This window comes from Frankia sp. AiPa1 (assembly GCF_023243075.1).
Classification (GTDB): domain Bacteria; phylum Actinomycetota; class Actinomycetes; order Frankiales; family Frankiaceae; genus Frankia.
Genome location: NZ_JALKFZ020000170.1, coordinates 1 through 24,605 on the forward strand (window position 1 = coordinate 1; position 24,605 = coordinate 24,605).

Below are 24,605 nucleotides of genomic sequence, written 5' to 3' on the forward strand. Positions count from 1 at the left end.
CGTCCAACTCGCCGAGGGCCGCCCCTGGATGCCCGCAACCAGCTAACCAAAGATCAAGCCGGCACCTGACCAGTTACAACTCAGGTTCGTCCATCCCAAGCTGGGGCCAGTGAGGTTGGCGTCGACGACATGGTCCACGACGGCGACCAGGTCAGCCGAGATCGACGTGTCCGTACGCGGAGTCGACATCAGGAACCTCGGTGGGTCCCCCTGTCAGGAGGCGAGGGAGGTCAGGATGTCGCGGGTGGTGTCGGTGACGTCGCGGGCTTCGGGGACCAGGGCGGTCAGGCGGGCGACCGCGGCCAGCGCGGCCACGTCCAGGGTGCCGTTGGTCTTCCACGGCTCGGGTTGCGGGCTGGCGAGCAGCTGCACCGCCCACGGTTCAGGCCGGGGACCGAATGTTCCGCTGACGTTCCAGGGCACTGGGTTCATCTGGTTCCAGGGCACTGGATGCCCCGGGCCGAGGGGGCGGAGCAGGTCTGCGAGCAGCTCGGCGTACTTCTGGATTGGACCGGTGTCCATCCCGAGGTCGCCGCTGCCGTCGTCGTCGAGGGCGGCCAGTTCGATCCGCGCGTGGGTGCGGGTCAGCACGGGGGCGAGCTGTGCCACCGCCTTCTCGCCGCGCAGGGTCGCGGCGAAGGCGACCGCCCAGCGCAGCACCGACCGGTTCAGCTCCGCCCGGGTACGGATACGGATGATCGCTTCCCATGGCAGACGAGACAGATCAAGATCACCGTCAGCGGACATGCTTCTCCTCAAAGGGCACGGCATGTCTCCTCACCGCTACGGTGAGAAGTGGGTATGCGATCACTGTCGCATCCGCGGACGCCCCCGACTGCCCTAAGTCGGATACCGAACAGGTTGAGATCCGAAACTGGGCAGAGTTGCGTGTTCGCTTGACCTGTATTTGCAAGATCGGGATCGGTGATCGTGGGCTCGCGGTGAGGGCGATCGCCACGTGACGGTCGGCGCCGAGGGCCCCTTCCTGCCGTGGTCGCCGGGGGCGTAGTGGGTCCAGGTGCCGCCGGCCTCGGCGCGGCGCCGCTGGGTGGTGACCGGGTGCTAGCCGAGGGCCTGGGCGGCGACCGGGGCCGGCGCCTGCAGGACGAGCTGGCGAAGCGTGGCGGTGCGGGCGGCCTGGTTCGGGATCCCGAGCGCTCGGATCTGGTCGAGCAGGCTGCCGGGGTGCAGCGGCTGGCCGGCCCGGCGGCCGGGGAACAGCCATGGGCTGTGTGGGTTCGTGGTGGTGGTCATGTTGTCCCGCTGGTCCGCCGCGGCCAGGAGGAGAGCGGCGAACGGCTCGGGCACTGGGACGGGCGGGTCTCCGAGTCGCAGGAGGACCTGGTCGCCGTCGCGGGTGATGTCATCGACGGTGAGGCGCACGATGCGGCTGGCGGGCTGGGCGGAGAGCAGCATCAGGCAGGCCGCCGCGCGGGTCGCGGGCGACCCGGTCTCGCTGGTCAGGACAGCTTTCAGCAGGTCGAGGCGGGCGCGCTGGGTGGGCGGCTCGGCGCGGGCGATCTGGAGACAGGGCAGGGCGGGGCAGCTGGCCGCTGCCCGTCGCCCAGGTCAGGAAGGTCCGCAGGGAGCGTTCCGCGTGGTCGAGGTGGGTGGCGTGCCAGTCGTCGACGTCGGCCTGGGCGAGGGCGTCCGGTGTCTGGCCGCGCTCGTCGAGCCAGGCCAGGAACAGTCGGGCCTGGGTGAACTGCGCGGCCGCCTCCTTGCGGCTGTGCGTGGTCAGCGGGCGCGCCGCCGCCCGGCGGCGGTCAGCGGCTGTCGTCGGTGGCCGCGTCGCGGGCGAGCAGGAGGATCGCCTCGATCTCGTCGTCGGAGAGCGCCGCGATGTGCTCGAGCAGTTCCTCGCGGGGATTGACTACCTCGGGCGCACCGTCGTCTTCCTGGGGCTCAGATGTCTGTGTGGCAGTGCGCCGTCGCCGGTGCTGGATGTATTCCTCGACCAGGCTTCCCGCGGCGATCGCTATGACACTGCCCGAAGCCAGCGCCGCAGCTGGCTGTAGCGCCGGCGGGAACGAGCGCCGAGGGATCTTGACGGCCAGAATGGAGGCCATCGGGGTCGCGACGCTGACGAGTCGGAGAGCGGCCTGGACACCTGCTCCCGTGGAGGCCGCACGCAGCAGGCGTCGGAGAAGTTCGTCGTTGGTTGGGGCCGTACTGGCCTCGAGCAGCGCCGCGCGGGTCATCAGCTCGCCCGCGCTGACCTGCACGACACGGGCGAGAGCAGCGAGCTTCGACGGGGACGGATGACGGGCGCCCTGCTCGAGCTTGTCCATATAGAGCGGGTTGATGCCTGCCTGGTGGGCGAGCTCCGCTCGTGACAGGCCGGCAGCCTCACGTGCTCCCTTGATCACCGTACCCAGAGCGCTCACGTGCTGAGACTAGCGCGGCGCACAGAACTGGAACATGGCCGGAGCTGAAATCGCACATCCCGCTTGACCCTCCAGAGGGGATCATGCATCATGAAGATGATCCACTACGGACAGTGCTTGCCCGGAAGGCAGGAGACTCTCCGTGAACGAGCTCCGCCCGAGCGTCGAGGACGCCGCGACGGCCATGTTTACGACCCTTTCGCGGCGGTTGGACACGATGGCGCGGAAAGAGATCGAGTGCTTCGTTGTCGATTTCACCCGGCGGATTGCAACCTCGAACCTGCGCGACTTCGGAATCAACCTGGATACCGCCAAGGTGATCCTGAACGCCACCGACACGGAGGCTGAGAGGTTTACAAATAGGGTCCTTGTCGAGATGGCGGCGTCCCTACGGGATATCGACGAGCGACTCCGATCCTGGTTGACAGCAGAGATTGCGCTTGTCGAAGAATTTCTTAACCGTGAGGCCGAGCTGGCGGGTACCGAGCCGGTCAGCGTGGAAATCAAGGACTCGGCCGACGATGTCGTCGAACTGGCAGATTCTCTCCTGTGGCAGCTTTTCCTCGGTGAATTTCGAGACCAGATTGTCGACGACCTCAAGGCCCTCGGCGCCCTTGCTTGGGTCAAGCAGAAGGCGGTGCAGATCGCTGCGGCCAGGGCTGGCGTCGGAGCAGCTGCAGTGGCAGCGGAAAGCGCGGGTGCGGCCGGAGCGGTAGCTGCGGAAGCCACGGCCGCAGCCGCGGCAGCATGGATCATCGCGCTGGTCGGATTTCTGTACGTCGGACATAGTTCCATCAAGTCAGTGGTCCGTTCCGGGAGAAAAGACGCCGAAATGATCCTCAGCGACGCATCAACGCAGTTCAAGCACCGCCGACTTCCTGAACTAGATAATGCGCTCGCGTGTGCGCGAGAGGACACGATCGGCAAGCTGCGGACCACAGGGCTGGCAAGGAAGGCTTGCCGTGGTTAGAGATGGACGCGGTCTCAAAATGGGTTTACTGAAGGCCGGCGTCTCCGGTGGAGTAAACGCCGCATTGGTCCAGGTCGGCGGCCTGCTCGGTGGCGCAGTTGATGCGACGGGCGGACCGGTTGGAGCGATTGTCGGCGGGGCGACGGGAGCGATTACTGGCCATCTGGCAGCTGAAGCAGTGGAAGCCGTCGTAGAGAAAGCCGCCGATTTTGCTGATGCAGCCGCCACCGAGGCACGCGCAATGCTGGATGCGGCGGTAGCCGTCAGCGTGGGAACGGTGTATGCCGTAGTCGACAGCGCGGCCGAGCAGACGGCAGAGATCGTCACGGCGCTCTCTCCTTCCCGTGGGCCTTCCACGGAAGCGGCGGGAGGAGCGGTCTCCGCCGCATCAAGGGCCTGGCTGGACCCGGGCAGGCTGCTTCCTATATCCGAAACGGTAGCTGCGGTGATGGTTTCTCGTTGGAAAGACAAGCACCACCGGCAGATTCGACCTCTGTCAATCTCCGACGTTTCCGCGTTTCGGTGATGCGCCCCCGACGATCGAGGTGGGCGCCTGATCTACCTGGCAACGTTGGACGAGCGACATCACTAGAACTGACAGAACCTTCGACGATCGATAGCGGCGGTTGGTTCCTAAGCCGCGCCAGCCGGGCGGACAGGCCAGCATCGATCTCTGACGGCACAGATGGCGTTTGCGGTGCTGCGCATGCTCCCAGGGCGGTCCCCGGATCCGTCCCGCTGACCATCTCCGTGGACGTCATCGGTCGAGGTGGACCCGCACGGGCCGAGCGGCCCGCCAGTTGATCGCCACGATGCCGCCGGCGACGGTCCGGTGCTCGGCGACGGCCAGCTCGCGCACCGCCCGGCGGATGCCAGCGCGGATCGCCTCGAGGTCGGTGACATCGGTCAGGACGTCGACGGTGAGCTCGTCGAGGGCCAGGCGCAGGACGGGCACCCCGCTGCCCAGTCTTGGTGCACTCGGGTAGTCCCAGCAGACCGCTGACCTGCGCCAGCATGCCGGCCCGCCCTACCCCGAGCACCATCGAAGCCGCCACCCCGGCACACGGCGACCCGCCCGCCTGACCACGACGCGACACCGACCAAGCACTCGCACCATGCGAATACGCGAGCATCCCAGTCTCAGGCCCCTACCACCGGTCAGGCTTGCCGCTGGTTTGTCCGGGGTGCCACCGCCAGAGCCACGTCCGCTCGGGTAGGTGCACGAATCTGGCCCCGGCGTTCACACAACCGAGGGTGAAGCGGTAGTCCTCTCCCAGCCGAAACCCGCCGATCAGCTCGCCCTCGACAGGCCGCTGGAAACCCACCGCCTGGGCGAGTTCGGTCCGGACCATCGTCGTGATCGTTGTCTGCCTCGGGCGCGCATCATCCCAGGGGCGACCGAAGTAGCCGGGGAACGGATCACCCCCGTTAGGGCGGTCCGTGAACGGCCTCCCGTCCGGGCCGATGGGGGTGAACCACGGGAAGATGTAGTCGCCGCCGGTCTCCTCGGCGCAGGCCAACAGCCGGTCCAGGTGGTGAGGCAGGAACTGATCGTCGTCGTCGAGGAACGCCGTCCAGGGGGTTCGGACCGCTTCCAACGCACGCTGCCGGGTCGCCCATGCGCCCGCGTGGTCGACGTCGATGGCGATCGACAGGGCGGCGGCCGGGCGGGTCTGTCGTCCGACGCTCCCCACCGCCCGGCACAGCATCGCGGCCCGAGGGGGAATCGTCGGGATCACCACGGTGACCGCCCCGGTCACTCGGCGGCTCCGCCAGCCATGTACACGCCGATCTCGGTCCCGGTCTCGCTGGCGATGATCCCCGGGAAGGCGGCCAGGGCCTGCTGATGGGTCCAGTCGGGGACGACGTGACGCTCGTGCGGGTTCCCGCCGATCTCGGGGGCCTGGGGGTAGGGGACGATCGGCAACGACGTGAACACCGCCATCCGGGCGGCCCGCCGCGCCTTGTTCCACAGGGCGGCTGCTTCCGTACGGGTCATGTGTTCGAGGATGTCGCCGAGGATGACGACGTCCGCGGGGGGTAGCAGCGTCACGCGGGCGTCGGCGACAATCACCTGGTCGTATAGGTCCTGCAGGCCGTACCCAGCAATGTAGGGCCGCCAGATCTCCATGGCGGCAAGATGGACGGCGGGAAGTGTCGCCCGTGCCATCTGGCCGTAGACGCCGGCGCCGGCGCCGATGTCGAGGATTCGCGCGGGCTTCAACTCGGCGATCCAGGCGCTGATCCACGGCTTACCCTCCGGGCTGCTGTGTGGCATGGAGCACTTCCTCCCAGATGTGGATGTTGTCTTCGATGGTTCGGCTGGCGGCCCAGGTCCTTGCCGCGGCGCCCATCTCGGCGCGCAGGTCCTGGTCGTGGGCGAGGGTGGTGAGGGCTCGGACCCATTCGTGGGGCTGCCGGCAGAGGTATCCGGTGACACCGTGCTGGACCGCTTCGGCGTACGGCCCGTAACCAGAGGCGATGACGGGGATCCCGAGGGCCGCGAGCTCCAAGATCCGGATATCCGATTTGCTCTGGTTGAACAGGTGCGGCCGGAGTGGCGCCAGACCGACGTCGAAGTCGACCGACCGGTGGTAGCCGGGGACGCTCTCGATCCACGGGGTGTACCGGAGCCGGGCGGTCGGAACACGCAGCTCCGGCCGGTAGTCGGACCCCATCAGGTGCACGTCCGCCTCGGGGGTGCGGGCCAGGAACTGCCGCAGCGGCGCGGCGATCTCGCGGATCCCCAGCTCGTGTACGCCGACGCCGCCGCCGGCCCAGCCGACCGTCAGCCGTTCCCGGCGGGGCCGGGCATGGTCGAGGAGCGCGGCGGGGATCATGTTCGGGATCACCCGGACGTCGGCGGCATGCTCACGGATCGCCCGTGCGAGGGGTTCGGTGGTCACGGTCGCCATCGCAGCGGCGGCCATGTTCGCGCGGATCCGCCGCCGAGCCTCGGGCTGTCCGAACGTCCGGTGGCCGGCCGGGTTGTATCCGGGTTCGATGCGGGTCAGATCATCGTCAACCTCGAAGACCAGCCGGCGGCCGTCGGCGGCGAGACGCTGCCAGGTTGTCGACGGGCCGGGGTTGCACACCCGCTGGCCGACGATCACGTCCGCGTCGGCCCACTCCGCGGTGAGAACCGTCGACGTGTGTGTCTCATGGCCGAGGGCCCGGAGTGCCGCCATCGGCTGACTGATCCGGTAGTAGCCGCAGCCCTGTTCGTCGGCGGCCCAGCCGAAGATCTTCATCAGGAGGTGGCCTGGGCACGGAGGAGGTTGAGAAACTGGGCGACGCGGGTCCTGGACAGATGGATCTCGTAGCCGATCTCCGTGTAGGAGTATTCGGCGGCGCGGAGCAGGACGATGCGCGCGAGCCGGGGATCGATCGCTTCGGCTTGGCGGACCAGCTCCCAGACGGCGATCTGGTCTTCGTCGGCGGGGGCCGCCATGGCGCCGACGGTGTCCGCGTCGTCAAGGGGAACGTCGTCGGGGTGCCGGCCCGCGCCGCGGAGACCACCGCGCCGGCGTAGCCCGTCGACGAGCGCCCAGCGGATCCGCAGCTCGACGTGAGTCGAGAGAGGCCCTTTGGCGGGGTCGTGTGATCGGATCGCCTGCCAGAGCGCGAGGAGTCCGTCCGAGACGGCGTCATCCCAGCCCGACATGCCGGGTTTGAGGTTGGCCGTCGGGTTGGGCTACGAGCAGGCCCCGTTCCACCAGCTCCGACTCGTGTCCCATCCCGGCCGGCGGGCCGTACAACCGCCACATCCGCGTGCCGACGGGGAGACCCTCTCGGGCAAGAACCGAGGCTTCCACCGTCCGCCACCCCGTCGGCCACGCCGATGCCGCTACGGCGTTCACCGCGGGAACACCTCGGCCCGACAGGTCGCGCGGGCGAGCACGGCTCGTACGGGCGCATCGGCGAGTTCGAGCATCGCGTTCTCGGTCGCGACTGCCTGGCCGCGCGTGGGTTCCGAGCTGGGTCTCATGCCGCACCCGCCTGCGTGCCGCGCAGCTCGGACCGTCGTGCGGCGGTCGCATCCCGAAGGAGCGCATGCCCGCGGTCGCTGATTCGCTGCACTCCGTGGGAGGCGGCTGTCTCCTGCTCCGCCTGCCGGAGCTGCGCTTCGTCGACGGCGGTCCCGACGGCGGAGCGTGGCGTGGGACCAGTGGCGCTTCGTCCGGGGACGGCGACGTCGGTGCCGGGGGTCCCGCCTGCCACCTCCCGCCGAGATGGCCGTGGCCGGTGACCAACTGGGCCGCCAGCCGGTGGGAGCATGAGTTGGCCCCCGGATGGTCGGTGCAGGTCCACACCCCCGCTGTGCAGCGAACCTCGACCTCGACGGAGAGGCCCGACCGGTCGCCGGGAGCGGGGATGATCGTCGCGCGGATCCTGCCGGATGTGGAGCCGGCCCGAACGGGTTCGCGTTCGTCGATAGCGAGCCGCCCGTCGCGGAGGTAGGCGAGGGCTTTCCCGCGCAGGTTGGCAGTCCGGGTGCGGGGGGTCGTGATCATCCGGTCGCCCCGGCGGGGAGCGGGACCAGCGGGTCAAGGTCGTGGCAGACGCATTGCGCGAACTCGTGCGGATGGTCTGCGGCATATCGCTCTGTAGCATCCCCTGGCTGATCATCGCTACATGACGATATGAATCGATGGTGGGCGCGCATGCAGCGGGTTTCGTCCCGTGACACGCCGCAATGACCTGTCAAGCTGCACCCATGGATGTGGAAGCAGAGAACGAGCAGGCTCCCGCCCGCGACGGCGCGGGACGTGCGACCTTGACCCCGCAGCAGTCGGGTCGGCTGTTCGCTGCTGTGAAGGCTCGCCAGGCGGCGAAGGGCTGGGCGATCGGCCGGCGGTTCAGTGCCGCGTCCTACTACGACCTGCGGGACGAAAAGCCCGTGTTGCTGTCCACCCTGTCGAAGACCGACGAGCGGATGCGGTGGGTCGAGGGGTCCGCGGAGGCGGTGGCGTTGCGCGACGAACGGCCCGTCGGTCTGGAGGAACTGGTCGCCCGACTCCGACGTGCGGTGGAGATTCGGTGCGCGGACCGCGGCTGGGATCCGGCCAAGCAGGTCGAACCGGGCATGTGGGCGAAGCTCGACGACGGCCTGGACGAGCTTCCGACGTCGCCGGAGCTGGTCGATCTCGATGATGCGGTCCAGTGGGTCCGAGGGTCCGCGGAGAAGCTCGCCAGGACCGGAGTCGACCCGATCCCGTTGGAGGGTGGCCCGACGCAGGTCGTCATCCAGCTCGACGCCCCGCCAGGCACCGTCACCCTAGAAGAGTGGTTTCTGATCTCCGGCCGGGTCCAGGCGACCGCGCCACAGATGAGCCCGGAGGACCGAGGCAAGCTGGCGGCCGTCCTGCAGCAGATGATGGACAGCTGGTTGGAGGCTCGGGGGCGCTGACTGGCAGGCTGTCGTGCATGAGGCCGTCGTGCATGAGGCTGAGGACCCAGTCGAGGGCTTCGGCGTAGCCCTCGCAGCGCCCGAACCGTTCCGGGTCGAGGGTCTCGTCCTCCGCGGCGAGGGTCTCCGCGGCCCGGCGACGTTCGTCGATGATGCCCGCCATCGCGGCGAAGCCGTCGGTGTTCTCCGTCGCGCTTTGTGGCATAGCGCGATTGTTTGCCTACTCCATGCGCCTGGTGTCGACTGCCCGATCGAAGCCCTTAGCCCGTGTCGGCTCCCTACGTCACAGTCTAGTGACCCTTCGTAGGTGGAGCAGTACTCTCCGAGGCATGGAGAGGGTGTGGCATGAAGCCGAGCTACCGCCCGGCCGCGACGGATACGCCCGAACCTTGCGCCTGCCTGACGGCAAGGACGGGAAGGTTCCGATCCGGGCAACGGTCGACCGCATCGGCCACCGGGCACCCACCGACCAGACCCGATGGCGCGAAACCTTCTACAGCAAGGCTGCGGCCCGCCGTTGGGCCGACAAGATCGAGCGTCTCCTCGACGACGGCATCGACCCGGACGCGAAGCCGGTCCGCCCGGAAGCCGAGACGCTGACGCTGACCGCCTGGCGGGCCCGATGGTGGCCCACCTACTGCCGGTCGACACGCAAAGCCGTCCGCTCCGTCGAAGAGACGGACCGGAGGTGGCGCCTGCACCTCGAACCCCGCTGGGGTGACCTGACCCTCGCGGCACTCGACCGCCTCGACATCCAGGACTGGGTTGATGAGGAGCTGTCCGGCTGGGCGGCCCCCGGCACCGTCGAACTGATCTACAAGGATCTGCACCTGCTGTGCGCTGCCGCCGAGGACCATCGGCCGCCGATCCTCACACACAACCCCTGCCACAAGATCCACTTGCCGGACCCGACCCACACCGAAGCGATCTACACCGACGCTGCGGGGATCGCCGGTATCGCGCAACGGTGCGGCCCCTTCGAGGACCTCGTCTGGTGCCTGTGGGGTACCGGCTGGCGGCCGGCGTGTGACGGCCGACCCGGATACCCCCGACGGCAAGGGACGCCTGGTCAGGCCCAGTGGGCGCCGTTGGTGACCGGGATGAAGGTGCACGGCGTCCGGCACTCCCACAAGGCGGCCCTGGAGGCCGGCGGGATCCCGGACTCGGCGATTGAGGCTCGGCTCGGGCACGCCGTGACGGGATCAGCGGCCGGTACTCCCATGTGCTGTCCGAGGTTGAGCTGCGGATCGTCAAGGACCTGCAGGCCCGGTTCGACGCGGCGACAGCAGGATGATCGTTCGCTCCCCCGGGGGAGCGCCAGGTGAGTGGATCTTGGTTCGACTCCGCCCAGGCGCCATGACCCGGCCACGGGGTCGCGACGTCAGGCGTCGTCGTGCGCGTTGCTGCGGGTGCGGCGCTGTGCGCGTTGCTGCTCGCCCCAGGCGTCCACGGTCGAGCGGCGCCAGCGGGGGCGCTTCCGGTGGGCGGGGCGGTCGGCGTCCGGTTCGTCTGGGGGAGGGGCGGTGCCCTCCGCGACCCGCTCGCGCCATGACGACGGGGTCAGACGTAGGCGGTTGGCCACCTCGGTCACGGTCATCAGGGGATCGGACTCCATCCGCTCATCCTGCGTGACGCCACGACACCGGAGGTACGCCCTGCATCACGCCGATGGGGCCGGCGGCGCCACGGTGTGCCTGCGGCCTGCGCCAACGCGCGGGCGGCCGCCCATCGTGCTCACCCGCGGCGGGTAGCACCGGTGGCGCCTGTGGCCGGCGCCTGTGGCCGGCGTCGGTGCCGGCGTCAGTGCGTCGTGTGTCCTGACCGCCTTCGGACCACCGCACGCACACTGGGCAGCCGCTTCAGCCGCTTCAGCCGCTTCAGCCGCTTCAGCCGCTTCAGCCGCCTCCGTCACCTCAGCGCTGTCTGTGGACACCCCCGGGGGTAGCACGCTCGGGGGTCGGACATCCACCTGGCGAGGGTGAGATTGGCCTCGTGGTCGCGGCGATCCGGCGGGCGCCTCGGGTGCGGCCGGCGGAACGGTTGGTCCCGGTTCGAGCGGGCCCGGCGGGCCCTTGGCGGCGGTACGCGGGCCGGATGGGTGAGGGGTCGGCAATGTCCGTACCAGGCGGTAAGGCGGCTCGAGAGAATGTGCCCGCGCGGGGACGCGGGGCCGCACAAAGTGAGGGATGTCGGAGGCCGCGGTGGACGTTCCTGGCGGGATCCGATGGTTCTCGCGGGAGGGTCGGTCGTGGAAACCTGATGCGATGTTCGCTCAGGCTGACGCGATTTCCTGGCCGGAGATGGGTGGGGGTCCCGGAACAGGTCGGCGCCGGGGTGGCACACCGGGACATCTGCGGACGGTCATGCTGTCGAGCATGGGGCGGACGGTGGGTGAATATCAGGATACGCAGTGACGTGTCGGGTGGACACCCCCGCCGAAGAGATCATGAAATCTATACGCATAGTCACCGGTTTGGTGTATCTCACCGAAAAGCAACTGTGTCGGACCTGTGTGTCCGAGCGTTGGGTCAGGGGTGGTTGTCGGTAATACCGGGATGTCCACTATGGTCATCGACAGCACTTCTGTTCCGGGCCTCGCCGGCGATGTCCCGCATGCGAAGTGTCGGGCATGTGCACGCGAACAGCGATTCCCGTCGGACCGATGCGCCTAGTCCTGCCCCCGGTTCGGCGGCCCCTCCGAGTATGTCGGGGCAGGCATGGGGACCCGCGGTTGCGGGGGGTGAGCCACCGTCGACGGTGGGGTGCCCCGGTGCTGCCCGGGCCCGCCGGTGATCGGGCACCCCGGCCCGTCCCGGCGTCTCACCTCGTCGGCGCACGGGAAGGACGCGTTTTGCCACGTCGTGGTATGGCCTGGCTGCCGGACGACTGGGAACAGTTCGTCCGCGGCCGCCAGCGCCCGCCGGTGCCCCGTGGTTCCTCCGGCTCCGGTTCCGGCGTGGCCCGCCGCCGTACCACCGCCCCGCCCCGTCGCGCCGCGACCATCGCCGCCTTCACGACCGGCACGATCGCCGCCTCCACGGCCGCCTTCGCCGCGACGGTTCCCGGTGGGGCCGACGGCAGCGCCTCCCTGGACGCGAACTCGGTGGCGCACGAGGCGTCGATGGTCTCCAGCCACGGAGGGGCCCAGAGCCCGGGCGGCGACCTGACCGCCGCGCACACGCTCGCCCCGCTGGCCACCGCGATCGCGGACCACGCCCCGGTCTTCACCAACGTGTCCATCACCGCGGACAAGAGCGACGTCGCCCCGAACACGCCGGTGGTGCTGAGCGTGCGCGCCACCGAGGCCGGCACCGGCGCGCCGCTGGCCAGCCAGGACATCCGCATCGTCGTCGTCAACGGGCCGCAGTGGCAGACGTCCACCCGGCTGCATACCGACGCGAGCGGCAACGCCCAGATCACCGCGCGGCTGCTGTCCACCACCACGATCACCGCGGTCTTCGACGGGTCGAACGCCCTTCGGCCCTCCCTCGCCGGCGCGGCCACCGTGACGATCTCCAGTCCCACCCGGTCCGGCCCGGGGTCCGGTGGCGTCCGCGGGGTGGACGGCTCGGTCATCGACCAGGCCATCCCGAAGGTGATCCCGGGTAGCTCCATCGGGGAGAAGGCCGTCTACCTGGCCTCACTGAACAAGGGCAAGCCGTACGTGTGGGGCGCGGAGGGCCCCTACTCGTTCGACTGCTCCGGGCTCGTCCAGTACGTGTTCAAGCAGCTCGGCCGCTCCCTGCCGCGCACGGCGCAGGGCCAGTACAACGTCTCGACCAGGGTGCCGCAGTCCGGGAAACAGCCCGGCGACCTGATCTTCTACGGCACGCCGGGCAATATCTATCATGTGGGGATCTACGCCGGCAACGGCTATATGTGGGCTGCGCCGCAGACCGGTGGTGTGGTGTCGCTGCGTCCGATCTACAGTTCCACCTACAAGGTCGGCCGCATCCTCTGAGCGGGGCATCCGCTAGCGTCAGCACTGTCCGGTCGGCAGGTGCGATGGACAGCGCCGTCCGGCCCGCCGGGCCGATCGAGGTGCCCGGTGGAGGAGGACGTCGGATGCAGGACGCCCAGGACGCCGCATGAGCATGCCCACCACATCGCAGCCTCCGACCCCGCCGCCTGGTGACGACCCGTCGGGCGTCCCGTCGTTCCCGCTCGCCCCGTCGGCCGCGCCGACACCGAGCCCGAGCCCGGATCCGGATCCGGATCCGGCGGACCGGATCTGGACGATCCCGAACGCGCTGTCGGCGCTGCGCCTGCTCGGCGTGCCGGTGTTCCTCTGGCTGGTCCTGGGACCCGAGGCGGACGGCGCGGCGCTCGGCGTGCTCGCGTTCGCCGGCGTGAGTGACTATCTCGACGGCAAGCTCGCCCGTGTGCTCCACCAGACCAGCCGGCTCGGGGTGCTGCTCGACCCGCTGGCCGATCGCCTCTACATATTCTCGACGATCATCGCGCTGACTGTGCGCGGCATCGTCCCGGTGTGGTTCGCCGTTCTGCTGCTCGCCCGGGACGTGGCGCTGCTCGCCCTGCCACCGCTGCTGCGTCGCGTCGGCGCCGGGGTGGCGCTGCCGGTGCACTACCTGGGCAAGGCTGCGACGTTCAACCTGCTCTACGCCTTCCCGCTGCTGTTGCTGTCCGCCGGCGACTCGTGGCTGGCGACCGCGGCGCGTCCGGTCGGGTGGGCGTTCGCGATCTGGGGTATCGCCCTGTACTGGTGGTCCGGTGTCCTCTATGTCGTTCAGGCGGCACGGCTGATCCGCCAGCGTCGGGGAGCGGCGGGGGCAGCAGGAGCGGGAGGTGACCGGTGAGAGCCGTCGTCATGGCGGGCGGCGAGGGCACCCGGCTGCGCCCGCTGACCGCCAACCTGCCCAAGCCGCTGCTGCCCGTGGTCAACCGCCCGATCATGGAGCACGTGCTTCGGCTGCTCAAGCGGCACGGCTTCGACGAGACGATCGTGACGGTGCAGTACCTCGCCTCTATGATCCGGACCTACTTCGGTGCCGGGGACGAGCTCGGTATGCACCTGTCGTACGCCACCGAGACGACTCCGCTGGGCACCGCCGGCAGCGTGAAGAACGCGCAGGACGCGCTGCGCGACGAGACGTTCCTGGTGATCAGCGGGGACGCGCTGACCGACATCGATCTCACCGACCTCGTCGCCTACCACCGCAGGGTGGGTGCCCTGGTCACGGTGGCCCTCAAGTCGGTGCCCGACCCGTTGGAGTTCGGCATCGTCATCACCGGCGAGGACGGGCGCATCCAGCGGTTCCTGGAGAAGCCGACCTGGGGCCAGGTGTTCTCGGACACCGTCAACACCGGCATCTACGTGATGGAGCCCGAGGTGCTCGCGCACGTGCCGAGCGGCGAGCCTGTCGACTGGTCCGGTGACGTGTTCCCGCGCCTGGTCGAGGCCGGCGCGCCCGTGTTCGGCTATGTGGCCGCCGGCTACTGGGAGGACGTCGGCACCATCGCGAGCTTCCAGCGCGCCCAGGCCGACGTGCTCAACCGCCAGGTCGAGGTCGAGATCGGCGGGTTCGAGGTCTCTCCCGGGGTGTGGATCGGCGAGGACGCGGAGGTGCATCCCGACGCCGTCCTGAAGGGCCCGCTCGTCGTCGGCGACTACAGCAAGGTCGAGGCGGGCGCCGAGCTGCGGGAGTTCTCGGTGCTCGGCAGCAACGTCCTGGTCAAGTCCGGGGCGTTCCTGCACCGGGCGATCGTGCAGGACAACGCGCTCATCGGCCCGCAGGCCCACCTGCGCGGCTGCGTCATCGGCCGCAGCACCGACGTGCTGCGCGCGGCGCGCATCGAGGAGGGCGCGGTCATCGGCGACGAGTGCGTCGTGCGGGAGGAGGCCTTCATCTCGCACGACGTGAAGGTCTACCCGTTCAAGACGATCGAGGCGGGCGCGGTCGTCAACACCTCGGTGATCTGGGAGTCCCGCGGGCACCGCACGCTGTTCGGCCCGCGCGGCGTGTCCGGCCTGATCAACGCCGAGATCACCCCAGAGCTGGTGGTCCGCCTCGCCGCCGCCTACGCCACCACCCTGAAGAAGGGTGCCACCGTCACCACCGCGCGTGACGGCTCCCGGGCCGCTCGCGCCCTCAAACGTGCCGTGATCAGTGCCCTCACCGCCGGAGCGATCAACATCCGCGACCTCGAGGTCGCGCCCATGCCGGTGACCCGCTTCGACGTCCGCTCCTCCAACGCGGCCGGCGGCATCATGGTGCGTACCACCGCCGGCGACCCCGAGCGCATCGACCTGCTCTTCCTCGACGCCGATGGGGACGACCTCTCACCCGCCGCCCAGCGCAAGCTGGAGCGGGTCTTCTCCCGTCAGGAGTTCCGCCGCGCCTTCCCCAGCGAGATCGGTGATCTGCGCTTCCCCGCCCGCACCGTCGACCTCTACATCCAGGACCTGCTCGACCGGGTCGACATCAGTGGCGTCAGCGAGGCCGCCCTGAAGATCGTCATCGATCCGTCCGGGGGTGCCGCGTCCCTGGTCCTGCCGACCCTGCTCGGCCGGCTCGGCGTGGACGTGCTCACCGTCAACGGCCGGGTGGACGAGGCCATCCCCGCTTACAGCGCCGCCGACGACCTGCGGGCCACCGACCGGCTCGGCACCCTGGTCGCAAGCTCCGGGGCGGCCTTCGGGGTGCGCTTCGACCACACGGGCGAGCGCCTGGCCATCGTCGACGAACGCGGTGACCTCATCGACGACGACCGGGCGCTGCTGGTCTTCCTCGACCTGGTCGCCGCCGAGAACCGCGGCGCCGCCGTCGCCCTGCCCGTCACCACCACCCGGGTGGCGGACCAGGTGACGACCTTCCACGGGTTGAGTGTGCGCCGTACCTCGCTGTCCGCGCCGGCCCTGTCGCAGGTCGCCCGGGAGGACGGCGTCGTCTTCGCCGCCGACGGTCGGGGCGGTTTCGTCGTCCCCGAGTTCGGCCCGGCCATCGACGGCCTCGCCGCCTTCGTCAAGCTGCTCGCCCTGGTCTCCCGCACCCGCCTCACGCTGTCCGCCATCGACGCCCGGATCCCCTCGATCGCCATCCTGCGGCGTTCGGTCCCGACCCCCTGGGCGGCCAAGGGCACGGTGATGCGCCGCATCGTCGAGTCCGTCGACGTCGACGCCGGCTACTCCCTCGACACCACCGACGGTGTGCGCATCGTCGCCGCCGACGGTGCCTGGATCCTCGTCCTGCCCGACCCCAGCGAAGCCGTCACCCATCTGTGGGCCGAGGGCACCGACCTCACCGAGGCCCACACCCTGCTGCGCCACTGGGCCGACGTAGTCGAATCCCGCTAACCCTACCCTCCACCCCCCGTCCCCCACCCCCCGTCCCCCCGCCGAATGCGCCCCGCAGGATCGAGCCGAAGGCCAGTGAAGGATTTGGGCCCCGGATCCGCACCTAACCCTCGGCGTCTCGGCGTAGCCAGAACGACACACCTCATCGTCGGCGGCGCCGCTGCCTTTCCTCAAGATCGTCGCCCATGGTGAGTGTGGTCTGCCGCGCCGGGGCGCGGGAGTGACCCACGCCGGCGCCATGCGTGCGTCTGGGCCGCTACGGCATCACCGGCGACTCCTGGGACAGTCACCACCCCGTGAGCCAGCCGGATTCCCTACGGCACATCGGACCCGAGCTCCCCGCTTTCGACCTCGTCAGAGCCTGGATCCGCGCGGCCTTCGCTGGTTCGACCGGGCATAGCCGCGGCGCGCGGCCCCACGCTCGGTCCAATCCAGGACGCCGTCCGTCAAAATGCCCCATGTGCGGGATCGGACCGGATGGCTGCGGGGGCGCGCCATGAAGGATTCCGCGGCAGGGGGACGTGGCACTGATGGGCGTTCGGTGAGCTCCGGGCTCGGGACCGCGCGGAGTCGTCCGGTGGCGCTGGCCGTGGCACTGATCCTGCTCGCGGGGGTGGTGACGCTGGGGGTTCGGCAGGCCGCGACGGAGGCCGCCGCCCGAGGCCGGCTCGCGGGCGTGCTGCGCACCCAGGTGGACGCACGTTCCGCCGAGCTGGCGCTCACCGGGCGGCGGGTCGGTGAGCTGCGTCGGCAGGTGGCGGCGAGCCGCGCCGAACGTCGCCGGGCAGTCGAACGGCAGACGCGGGCGGCCGGCGACATCGCCATGCTCGGCCCGGCCGGAGGGTTCGCGGCGGTGCGGGGCCCAGGCCTGCGCATCACCGTGACCGACCGCACCGCCGTGGGCGTGCCCGGCGGTGCGGGCGCGACGGAAGGGGGAGCCGGCCCGGACGCGCAGGCGCGCTCGACGGCCGGGCCGTCCTCGACGGCGGACGGCGCCGGCGGCGATGGCGGTGTTGGTGTTGGTGATCATGATTTGGCGGATCTGGTCAATGTGCTCTGGCTTGCGGGCGCGGAGGCCGTCGCGGTGAACGGGGTGCGGCTCACGGCGCTCAGTGCGATCCGGGCGGCGGCGGACGTCATCCTGGTAGGCCTCGTGCCGGTGCTGGCGCCGTACGTGATCGAGGCTGTGGGCGAGCCGGCGGGGCTTGCCTCGCGGGTGGAGCGCTCGGCCGTCGTCGACCGGCTGCGCCACCGGGCGTCCCCGCCCACGAGCTCGCTGACGGTGGCCCCGGCCACGGTCCTCACCCTGCCTGCGGCGCAGCTTCCGGTCCTGCGCAACGCCCGTCGGAGCGGATGATGCGGAGTGCGAGGATGCGGACGATGCGGAACCGGATGTTGATCGCTCTGGCGGCCCTGGCCATGGGGGTGGTGGCCGGACTTCTCCTGGGGCCCACCACACCGGGATGGCTTGATCCATATCTGCCGGTCGCGGTGGTCGCCGCGGTGGATGCCGTTCTCGGCGCCGCGCGGGCACTCGCCGAGCGGACGTTCGATGAGCGGGACTTCGTCGTCTCCTTCGTGGGCGATGTCGCCATCGCGGTGCTGCTGGTGCTGCTCGGTGAACTCGTGGGCTTCGCCGATGCCCTGTCCACCGCGGTCGTGGTGGTGCTCGGGATCCGGATCTTCATGACCGCGACGGCGCTGCGCCGTGTCCTGATCGGCCGCTGACATGGCGGCCCCCGATCCGGACGCCCATCCCGAAGCCCGCTGCGCCCCCCGCATCGGTCCTGCCGTCCGGGCCGGCTCCGACGCCCAGGCCGCCTCCAGGGCAGACCCCGGCCCAGCCCCCGACGTCGGGCCCGACGCACTCGACCCCAGGGACGTCGACCCCAGAGACGAGGAGGCGACCCGGCAGCTCGTGATCGCCAGACGGCGCGGACGGGAGACACCGGCGTCGCCACCGCCGGCGGTGGCCTCCAGAGAGGCCGCGTCGGAGCGGGCGGGAGCGCTGCTGGCCGGGACGGCGGCGCAGAACGAATCCGAAGGCGCCCGGAATGCCGAGAGCGCCGCAGGCGCGGGGAAGGCGGGAGGCTCCGAGGGGGCCGGGAATGCCGAAGGCACCTGCGGTGCCGAAGCCGAGCCAGCCGACCCCGGTGACGACAACGCCCCTGCTGACGACAGTGCCCCTGGCGACGACAGCGACGCCGTTGATGACAGCGACGCCGAGGTTGACGGCCGCGCCGAGGCTGACGGCCACGGCGGGGACGGCGCCGGGAGTGAGCGTGGCAAGGGCGGCGGCACGGACGGGACGCGGTCACCGGGTGCGATGCGGGCGGCGGCCCTGCTGCTGCTGGCTGCGTTCGGCTTCGGCGGGGTGGTCGCGGTCCGGTCGGCGTCGCCGTCGTTCTCCCTGGGCCGGGCGAGCCCGGACCAGCTGGCCGCGACCTTGAGCGCGATCGGCGCCGCCGACCGCTCGCTGTCGGCCGAGGAACAACGGCTGCGCCTGAACACGGGAGCGGAAACGGCAGCTGTGCCGGGCGCCGTGGGCCGCCCGAGCGGCACCGGTGCGTCCGGCGGGGCCCAGGCGACGCCCGGCCCTGGACCCGGGACCTCCACGACCGGCTCCGGGACGGCCGCGGCGGGCAGCGGGACGGGATCAGGCGAGGCGCCGGGAGCCACGGGTGCGGGGGAGGGGGAGGGGGAGGGGGAGGGCACAGCGGACGAGCTGGCGGTGCTCGCGGGAACGGTGCCGGTGGCGGGACCGGGTCTGGAGCTCACCGTGCATGACCCACATCGATCGGTCGACGCGTCGGTACTCGTCGACGCGCTGCAGGAGTTGCGGGACGCCGGTGCCGAGGCGATCGAGATCGCCGGGGTGCGCACGGGGGTGTCGACCTACATCGCCGACAGCCCGGGGCACGGTCTGGTCGTGGACGGACGGTCGGTCACCGCGCCCTACGTCGTGCGCGTCGTGGGCGATGCGCACACCCTGGACCGGGCGCTGCGGATCCCCGGGGGTGTCCTCGATACGGTAGCGGCGCGGGACGGTGCGCAGGCGGGCGTGCGGGCCTTCGGGCACCTTGAGATCCGGACGCTGCGGGCCGCGCCGAGTCCCCGCTACGCTCGGCCGGCCGGCTGACCTCGCGGCCGGGCGGACGGCCGGAGGCAGCCATGTGGCCTGCACCGGCCGTGGCCGGTGAGGGTGAGGGCTGGATCCGCGCGGCCGGGGTATGGCCGCGGGGGGACGTCGATCTAGGGGAGGCGATCTTCCGGTGTACCCGGATGACCTGAAGTACACGCGCGAGCACGAGTGGGTCCGGCTTGCCGATGGCACAGCCACGATCGGCATCACGTCGTACGCGCAGGAGGCGCTGGGCGACATCGTGTTCGTGTCGTTGCCGGAGGTGGGAGTCTCGCTCCAGGCCGGAGAGTCCTTCGGTGAGGTCGAGTCGACCAAGAGCGTCTCCGAGATCTACGCGCCGGCCGCCGGCAAGGTGACGGCCCGCAACGACGCGCTGGTCACCTCGCCCGAGCTGATCAACTCCGATCCCTATGGTGACGGCTGGCTCGTCCGGTTCACGCTTGCGGAGGGGACTGGCTTCGAGGGCCTCCTCGACGCAAGTGAGTACGTGGAGCACGTGAAAGGCGACTCACAGTAGCAGCTTGAGTCGGGGTGGCGAGAGGTGTGTCACGCCACGCCGAACAACACGGGTCGCACCCTTTTCGCGACCGTGCCCCCGATGCACTAGCCTCGGAGTGCGCCGGGGCGCGGTCGTGGACGGCCCAGCCGTCGGCATGTGATCATCCCGGTGGTGGGGGTGGGCTGAGTACATCTGGCTACCGTCATCGCATTGCTGGTAGAGACGTTCCCGTCGCCGCGGTTGGCGGCGGCCGAGGCGGCTGGCGAACCCGTTCGCGCGGGGATCGGCGGCAGGAAGCGGACGCGACTGTGTTCTGCACGAGGTGCGGACAGCAGAACCCGTCCGACGCGCTGTACTGCGCGCGGTGCGGGTCCCCCCTCGTGCGCCCGGGGGAGCCCGTGGCGCCGGAGCGGCCCGCCGAACAGACATCAACGCTCAATCTCGCCGCCGCCCTGTCCGGTATCGAGGGCGACCATGTCGACGAGTCCACCGAGCGCGACGCGGTCGCCGCGGTCGACGCGTTGCCGCCGGGATCGGCGCTGCTGGTCGTCAAACGTGGCCCGAACGCCGGCAGCCGGTTCCTGCTGGACGCGGACATGACCAGTGTCGGGCGGCACCCGGAGAGCGACATCTTCCTCGACGACGTGACGGTTTCCCGTCGGCATGCGGAGTTCCACCGCTCGCCGTACACGAAGGGCTTCTCCGTGCGTGACGTCGGCAGCCTCAACGGCACCTACCTCAATCGGGAACGCATCGACTCCGCCGACCTCACCAGCGGTGACGAGGTGCAGATCGGCAAGTTCAGGCTGGTGTTCCTGACCGGTACGAGCTACGGGGGGTCGGTGGCGCGGTGATCGGGAAGGTGCAGCGGTGAGCGGATTCGCCGCGGCGGCGGCCACCTCGCATCCCGAGATGGCGCATCCGGAGATGTCCCCTCCGCAGCGGTCGCACCAGGAGGTGCCGCGCCGGGGCCGGGGCGGCGCGGGTGGCCCGGCCGCGAAGGTGCTCACCATCGGCCAGGTCCTCGAGCGGCTGCGGGCGGACTTCGCGGACATCACGCTGTCGAAGATCCGGTACCTGGAGGCGGAGGGGCTGGTCGAGCCGGCCCGTACATCCGCTAACTACCGTAAGTACTCGGCGGATGACGTCACGCGCCTGCGCTATGTGTTACACGCGCAGCGGGAGCGCTTCCTTCCGCTTCGGGTGATCAAGGAGGAGCTGGCCTCGCTGGACAGTGGGGAGACTCCGGTGCACCGTCCCGGGCCCCGCGCGCTGCCGCCGCATCCGGCCGTCACCGGACTGGATGCGATCCTCGGTGCCGAACGGGTGCGGATGTCGCGCCGCGAGCTGCTGGCGAGCGTGGGGCTCGATGAGGAGACCCTGACGGATCTTGAGCGCCACGGCCTGGTGGCGCCGATCGCCGGTGGCAGCTACTACGACTCCGACGCGGTCCTCGTCGCCCGCACCGTGGCCCTGCTGGCCGGGCACGGTGTGCAGGCGCGGCATCTGCGGGCCGCTCGGACCGTGGCCGACCGTGAGGCTGGTCTCATCGAGGCCGCCGCCGCCCCACTGCGTGGGCAGCGCGGTGCGGACAGCGCGGGACGCGCCGCCCAGACCGCCGACGAGCTCGCTGCCTTGCTGGTGCGGCTGCACGCGGCGCTGCTGCGTTCCCGGCTTGCCGCCGGCCGGCCCGGCTGAGCGGTCGGCGGGCTGCTTCGGCGCGGCCTGGGCGGGCCGGGTGGATCTGCCCTGGCGGGCGGTGGAACCCCTCGGCGCGCTGACGCGAGGCGCAAGCGGGGATACTGTCTCCCCTGTGGGGTTTTCTGGCTCCGGTCATAGCATCCTGCCCTGCCCCACCTGCGCGAGGAGGTAGATCGGTGCATCGGCTGGACATCGTCGGCGTGCGAGTCGAGCTTCCGTCGAAGCAGCCGATCGTCCTGCTCAAGGAGGTGGGCGGTGAGCGGTATCTGCCCATCTGGATCGGCGCGGTCGAGGCGACCGCGATCGCGTTCGCCCAGGAGGGCATCACGACGGCACGGCCCATGACGCACGACCTGATGCGGGACGTCCTGCGAGCCCTGGAGACGGACCTCACCCGGGTGACCATCACGGACCTGCAGGATGGTGTCTTCTTCGCGACACTCGTGTTCGGCAACGGGGTCGAGGTCTCGGCCCGTCCATCGGACGCGATCGCGCTCGCGATGCGGATGGGAGCACCGGTCTACGGCGTCGAGGCGGTCCTGGCCGAGGCCGGGATCACGGTTCCCGAGGAGCAGGAACAGGAGCAGGAGAGCGAACTGGAGAAGTTCCGCGAGTTCCTGGACACGATCTCCCCCGAGGACTTCAACACCCCCGGCTCCTGACCCCACGGCTCCCGGCCCCCGCGGTCCGGCCGCCTGCTCTGCCCGCCCGAGGGGACCGGTGGGCCGAACGGCCGGGCAGATGGGCCTTGAGGACCGAAAGGCCGCGCGCAGCTGCGGGGCCGGCGTTGGTCCGGCACGTGCGACAGGCATGATCGGTTCATGTTTGTCCGGTCTGCCCCGCCGTGTCCGCTGGACTACGGACACGCCGGCTTAGATCATTGAAGGAATCGCGCGTCCCTCCTACGGTCAGGGGAACCGAACTCCGTCAGCCAGCGTCGCCCGTGCGTGTGGCGCAGGTGCCGATGCCCTGGCATGCTCCGGCTCTGACCTTGCCGGAGGGAGAGCGGTGCGTTCTGCCCCGGGTTGCTGGTGCCGGTGTGCGCCGATGGTGCCGCTGCGTCGTCGGTGGTGGTCGTCGGTGGTGGTGGTCGGCGGTCTGCCGCTGACGGATCGCTGCTGGCGGTCGGCTCTGGCTCGCGACGACGCCACGTGGGGCTACCGCGGCGCGGACGTCCATGACGTGGGCGTGTCGCCAGGGCTTGTCGCATGCTTGGGCGGTGTCCAGGGGAGCGGGCACGCGGCGGAGAGGGAAGGTGACTCGACCGGACCGGGCGTCCGGACGGCGGCCCCTGGGTGCGGGCTGCCAGGGACGGGCTCGGATCGATCCTGAGGATGGCGATGGCGGCGAAGTGCGTACTGCGATGATCGAACAGGGCCAGCTGTTCCCGGGCGAGATTCCCGAACCACCGGGGGACGATGTCGGGTACCGCGGGCCCACGGCCTGCGCGGCGGCGGGGATCACCTACCGCCAGCTCGACTACTGGGCTCGCACCGGGCTGGTCATCCCCAGCGTGCGCGACGCGTCGGGATCGGGCAGTCAGCGGCTTTACTCCTTCCGGGACGTCCTCGTCCTGCGGGTGGTGCGCAAGCTGCTCGAGGCAGGTGTGTCGTTGCAGAACATCCGGGTCGCCGTCGAGCACCTGCGCACCCGCGGGGTGGACGACCTGGCCCAGCTCACCCTGATCAGCGACGGATCGACCGTCTACGAGTGCACCTCGGACGACCAGGTGATCGATCTCGTGCGCGGCGGGCAGGGTGTGTTCGCGATCGCGGTGGGTCGGGCTCTGCGGGACATGCGTGGCCAACTCGCCGAACTGCCCTGTGAGCGTCCCGGGCAGCCACCCGCCACCCATCCGGGTGACGAGCTCGCCACCCGTCGCACCCGTCGGAGTACCGCCTGACGCGCGGCAACGCCTGAGGCGCAGCGCCGGCCCGGTCGGCGAGTTCCGCCCGCGGGGCAACGACTCCCGGTCAGGTGCCTCGGATTCTGTCGGAGGTGTGCCGTACCGTCCTGGGCATGGCAGACGAACCCGCGCTACTCGCGGAGGACCTCCAGAAGAGCTTCCGGGGCAAGCGGGCGCTGGCCGGGCTGGATCTGCGGGTCGCTCCGGGCACCGTGCACGGCGTCCTGGGCCCCAATGGCGCTGGCAAGACCACGGCGGTGCGCATCCTCACCACCCTGCTGCCTCCCGATGGCGGCCGGGCGCGGGTTCTCGGGTTCGATGTGGTCCGTCAGGCGGACGAGCTGCGTGCCCGCATCGGCCTGACCGGGCAGTACGCGGCGATCGACGACCGGCTCACGGGCCTGGAGAACCTGGAGATGTTCGGCCGACTCTACCGGCTGCGTACCCGGGTCGCCCGGGCCCGGGCCCACGAGCTGCTCGAGCGCTTCGACCTCGCCGACGCCGCGGGCCGTCAGGCCCGCACCTACTCGGGCGGTATGCGCCGCCGGCTCGATCTGGCCGCGAGCCTCATCATCAATCCGCCGGTGCTCTTCCTGGACGAGCCGACCACGGGGCTCGACCCGCGCAGCCGGGCCGCCATGTGGCGGGTCGTGGAGGAGTTGGTCGGCGAGGGCACCACGGTGCTGCTCACCACCCAGTACCTGGAGGAGGCCGACCGTCTCGCCCATCGCATCTCCGTGATCGACGGCGGCCGAGTGATCGCCGAGGGCACCGTGGACGAACTGAAGGCGCGTACCGGCGGCAGCCGGCTCGACCTCGTTCTCGCCGAGGGCGAGCCAGGCGAGGTCGACGCGGCCCGTGACGTGCTTGCCCGGTTCGGTACCGGCCCGGTCAGTGTGGAGGCCGCGGCCCGTCGGGTGAGCGTGCCGGTAGCGGGTGCAAGCGTGCTCTCGGAAGTGGTGCGCGCGCTGGACGCGGCCGGGGTCACCCTCGAGGACGTGGCGCTGCACCGACCCTCGCTCGACGATGTCTTCCTCAGCATGACCGGTCACCGGGCGAGCTCCGGGTCCGACAGCGACGGGTCCGACAGCGACGGGTCCGGCGGCGACGATTCCGGTGGGGCCGGGTCCGGCGGTGATGGACCCGCGGAACAGGGCACGGCCGGCGCCGCGAGCCAGGCGGACCTCTCCGGTGCGAGCCGGGACGACGTGTCGGTGGTGAAGGCGTGAGCACGGTGGAAACGACGGTGGTGCCGGGCGGGCGGACGAAGTCGGA

26 protein-coding genes are annotated in these 24,605 nt (G+C 70.5%); 16 read left to right on the forward strand and 10 right to left on the reverse strand.

The window, feature by feature from the left end:
* Positions 1 to 213: 213 nt before the first annotated feature.
* The 3 genes from MXD95_RS20255 to MXD95_RS20265 form a co-directional block, all read right to left on the reverse strand.
* Complete coding sequence (locus MXD95_RS20255; protein WP_250642251.1) at positions 214 to 747, reverse strand: hypothetical protein; 534 nt, start codon at positions 745 to 747, stop codon at positions 214 to 216.
* A gap of 315 nt (positions 748 to 1,062) precedes the next feature.
* Positions 1,063 to 1,416, reverse strand: a complete 354-nt coding sequence (locus MXD95_RS20260) for a hypothetical protein (RefSeq protein WP_250642252.1) — start codon at positions 1,414 to 1,416, stop codon at positions 1,063 to 1,065.
* Positions 1,417 to 1,766: 350 nt separating this feature from the next.
* On the reverse strand, positions 1,767 to 2,387 hold the full coding sequence (locus MXD95_RS20265) for a helix-turn-helix domain-containing protein (RefSeq protein WP_250642253.1): 621 nt from the start codon (positions 2,385 to 2,387) through the stop codon (positions 1,767 to 1,769).
* 142 nt (positions 2,388 to 2,529) lie between these two features.
* Between MXD95_RS20265 and MXD95_RS20270 the strand changes: the two genes are divergently transcribed.
* Both MXD95_RS20270 and MXD95_RS20275 read left to right on the forward strand, forming a co-directional pair.
* Positions 2,530 to 3,357 carry a hypothetical protein gene (locus tag MXD95_RS20270; RefSeq protein WP_250642254.1) on the forward strand — a complete coding sequence of 276 codons (828 nt, stop codon included), beginning with the start codon at positions 2,530 to 2,532 and terminating at the stop codon, positions 3,355 to 3,357.
* A 19-nt stretch (positions 3,358 to 3,376) separates the two neighbouring features.
* Positions 3,377 to 3,883 (forward strand): hypothetical protein, encoded by a 507-nt coding sequence (locus MXD95_RS20275; RefSeq protein WP_250642255.1) that lies wholly within the window; start codon positions 3,377 to 3,379, stop codon positions 3,881 to 3,883.
* A 231-nt stretch (positions 3,884 to 4,114) separates the two neighbouring features.
* Here MXD95_RS20275 and MXD95_RS20280 read toward each other — a convergent pair whose 3' ends face one another.
* The 6 genes from MXD95_RS20280 to MXD95_RS28645 form a co-directional block, all read right to left on the reverse strand.
* Positions 4,115 to 4,312: a hypothetical protein gene (locus MXD95_RS20280; RefSeq protein ID WP_250642256.1), complete on the reverse strand. Its 198-nt coding sequence runs from the start codon at positions 4,310 to 4,312 to the stop codon at positions 4,115 to 4,117.
* 193 nt (positions 4,313 to 4,505) lie between these two features.
* The gene (locus MXD95_RS20285) at positions 4,506 to 5,117 is read right to left on the reverse strand and encodes a glycosyltransferase family 2 protein (protein ID WP_250642257.1); all 612 of its coding nucleotides are present in this window, start codon (positions 5,115 to 5,117) and stop codon (positions 4,506 to 4,508) included.
* Positions 5,114 to 5,635: a class I SAM-dependent methyltransferase gene (locus MXD95_RS20290; RefSeq protein WP_250642258.1), complete on the reverse strand. Its 522-nt coding sequence runs from the start codon at positions 5,633 to 5,635 to the stop codon at positions 5,114 to 5,116. Before MXD95_RS20290 ends, MXD95_RS20285 begins: the two co-directional genes overlap by 4 nt.
* Complete coding sequence (locus MXD95_RS20295; protein WP_250642259.1) at positions 5,610 to 6,608, reverse strand: glycosyltransferase; 999 nt, start codon at positions 6,606 to 6,608, stop codon at positions 5,610 to 5,612. The genes MXD95_RS20290 and MXD95_RS20295 overlap by 26 nt, the downstream gene beginning before the upstream one ends.
* On the reverse strand, positions 6,608 to 7,021 hold the full coding sequence (locus tag MXD95_RS20300) for a sigma factor (RefSeq protein ID WP_250642260.1): 414 nt from the start codon (positions 7,019 to 7,021) through the stop codon (positions 6,608 to 6,610). The genes MXD95_RS20295 and MXD95_RS20300 overlap by 1 nt, the downstream gene beginning before the upstream one ends.
* A 192-nt stretch (positions 7,022 to 7,213) precedes the next feature.
* Positions 7,214 to 7,345 (reverse strand): hypothetical protein, encoded by a 132-nt coding sequence (locus MXD95_RS28645; protein WP_285223695.1) that lies wholly within the window; start codon positions 7,343 to 7,345, stop codon positions 7,214 to 7,216.
* 729 nt (positions 7,346 to 8,074) lie between these two features.
* On the opposite strand from MXD95_RS28645, the gene MXD95_RS20305 reads away from it, so the two are divergent.
* Both MXD95_RS20305 and MXD95_RS20310 read left to right on the forward strand, forming a co-directional pair.
* Entirely contained in the window at positions 8,075 to 8,767 is a 693-nt protein-coding gene (locus tag MXD95_RS20305; RefSeq protein WP_250642261.1) for a hypothetical protein, read from the forward strand.
* Between the two features lie 152 nt (positions 8,768 to 8,919).
* The gene (locus MXD95_RS20310; RefSeq protein ID WP_250642262.1) at positions 8,920 to 10,092 is read left to right on the forward strand and encodes a hypothetical protein; all 1,173 of its coding nucleotides are present in this window, start codon (positions 8,920 to 8,922) and stop codon (positions 10,090 to 10,092) included.
* A 56-nt stretch (positions 10,093 to 10,148) separates the two neighbouring features.
* On the opposite strand, the gene MXD95_RS20315 is transcribed toward MXD95_RS20310, so the two are convergent.
* Complete coding sequence (locus MXD95_RS20315) at positions 10,149 to 10,382, reverse strand: helix-turn-helix transcriptional regulator (protein WP_250642263.1); 234 nt, start codon at positions 10,380 to 10,382, stop codon at positions 10,149 to 10,151.
* A 1,236-nt stretch (positions 10,383 to 11,618) separates the two neighbouring features.
* On the opposite strand from MXD95_RS20315, the gene MXD95_RS20320 reads away from it, so the two are divergent.
* The 12 genes from MXD95_RS20320 (at position 11,619) to MXD95_RS20375 (ending at position 24,559) form a co-directional block, all read left to right on the forward strand.
* Entirely contained in the window at positions 11,619 to 12,728 is a 1,110-nt protein-coding gene (locus tag MXD95_RS20320; RefSeq protein ID WP_250642264.1) for a C40 family peptidase, read from the forward strand.
* A 127-nt stretch (positions 12,729 to 12,855) separates the two neighbouring features.
* The gene (gene clsA / locus MXD95_RS20325; RefSeq protein ID WP_250642265.1) at positions 12,856 to 13,584 is read left to right on the forward strand and encodes a cardiolipin synthase ClsA; all 729 of its coding nucleotides are present in this window, start codon (positions 12,856 to 12,858) and stop codon (positions 13,582 to 13,584) included.
* Between the two features lie 11 nt (positions 13,585 to 13,595).
* Positions 13,596 to 16,082 (forward strand): mannose-1-phosphate guanyltransferase, encoded by a 2,487-nt coding sequence (locus MXD95_RS20330; protein ID WP_250642287.1) that lies wholly within the window; start codon positions 13,596 to 13,598, stop codon positions 16,080 to 16,082.
* 577 nt (positions 16,083 to 16,659) lie between these two features.
* Complete coding sequence (locus MXD95_RS20335; protein ID WP_250642266.1) at positions 16,660 to 17,439, forward strand: DUF881 domain-containing protein; 780 nt, start codon at positions 16,660 to 16,662, stop codon at positions 17,437 to 17,439.
* Between the two features lie 23 nt (positions 17,440 to 17,462).
* Positions 17,463 to 17,810 carry a DUF1290 domain-containing protein gene (locus tag MXD95_RS20340; protein ID WP_374122088.1) on the forward strand — a complete coding sequence of 116 codons (348 nt, stop codon included), beginning with the start codon at positions 17,463 to 17,465 and terminating at the stop codon, positions 17,808 to 17,810.
* 1 nt (position 17,811) lies between these two features.
* Positions 17,812 to 19,221: a DUF881 domain-containing protein gene (locus MXD95_RS20345; protein WP_250642267.1), complete on the forward strand. Its 1,410-nt coding sequence runs from the start codon at positions 17,812 to 17,814 to the stop codon at positions 19,219 to 19,221.
* 133 nt (positions 19,222 to 19,354) lie between these two features.
* Positions 19,355 to 19,741 (forward strand): glycine cleavage system protein GcvH, encoded by a 387-nt coding sequence (gene gcvH / locus MXD95_RS20350; RefSeq protein ID WP_308301538.1) that lies wholly within the window; start codon positions 19,355 to 19,357, stop codon positions 19,739 to 19,741.
* 290 nt (positions 19,742 to 20,031) lie between these two features.
* Complete coding sequence (locus MXD95_RS20355; protein WP_250642269.1) at positions 20,032 to 20,577, forward strand: FHA domain-containing protein; 546 nt, start codon at positions 20,032 to 20,034, stop codon at positions 20,575 to 20,577.
* Between the two features lie 73 nt (positions 20,578 to 20,650).
* Positions 20,651 to 21,421, forward strand: a complete 771-nt coding sequence (gene ftsR, locus MXD95_RS20360; RefSeq protein WP_250642289.1) for a transcriptional regulator FtsR — start codon at positions 20,651 to 20,653, stop codon at positions 21,419 to 21,421.
* A gap of 179 nt (positions 21,422 to 21,600) precedes the next feature.
* Positions 21,601 to 22,086: a bifunctional nuclease family protein gene (locus MXD95_RS20365; RefSeq protein ID WP_250642270.1), complete on the forward strand. Its 486-nt coding sequence runs from the start codon at positions 21,601 to 21,603 to the stop codon at positions 22,084 to 22,086.
* A 701-nt stretch (positions 22,087 to 22,787) separates the two neighbouring features.
* Positions 22,788 to 23,327 (forward strand): MerR family transcriptional regulator, encoded by a 540-nt coding sequence (locus MXD95_RS20370; RefSeq protein ID WP_250642271.1) that lies wholly within the window; start codon positions 22,788 to 22,790, stop codon positions 23,325 to 23,327.
* A gap of 116 nt (positions 23,328 to 23,443) precedes the next feature.
* Positions 23,444 to 24,559 carry an efflux ABC transporter ATPase subunit, DrrA-related gene (locus MXD95_RS20375; RefSeq protein WP_250642272.1) on the forward strand — a complete coding sequence of 372 codons (1,116 nt, stop codon included), beginning with the start codon at positions 23,444 to 23,446 and terminating at the stop codon, positions 24,557 to 24,559.
* Positions 24,560 to 24,605: the final 46 nt, after the last annotated feature.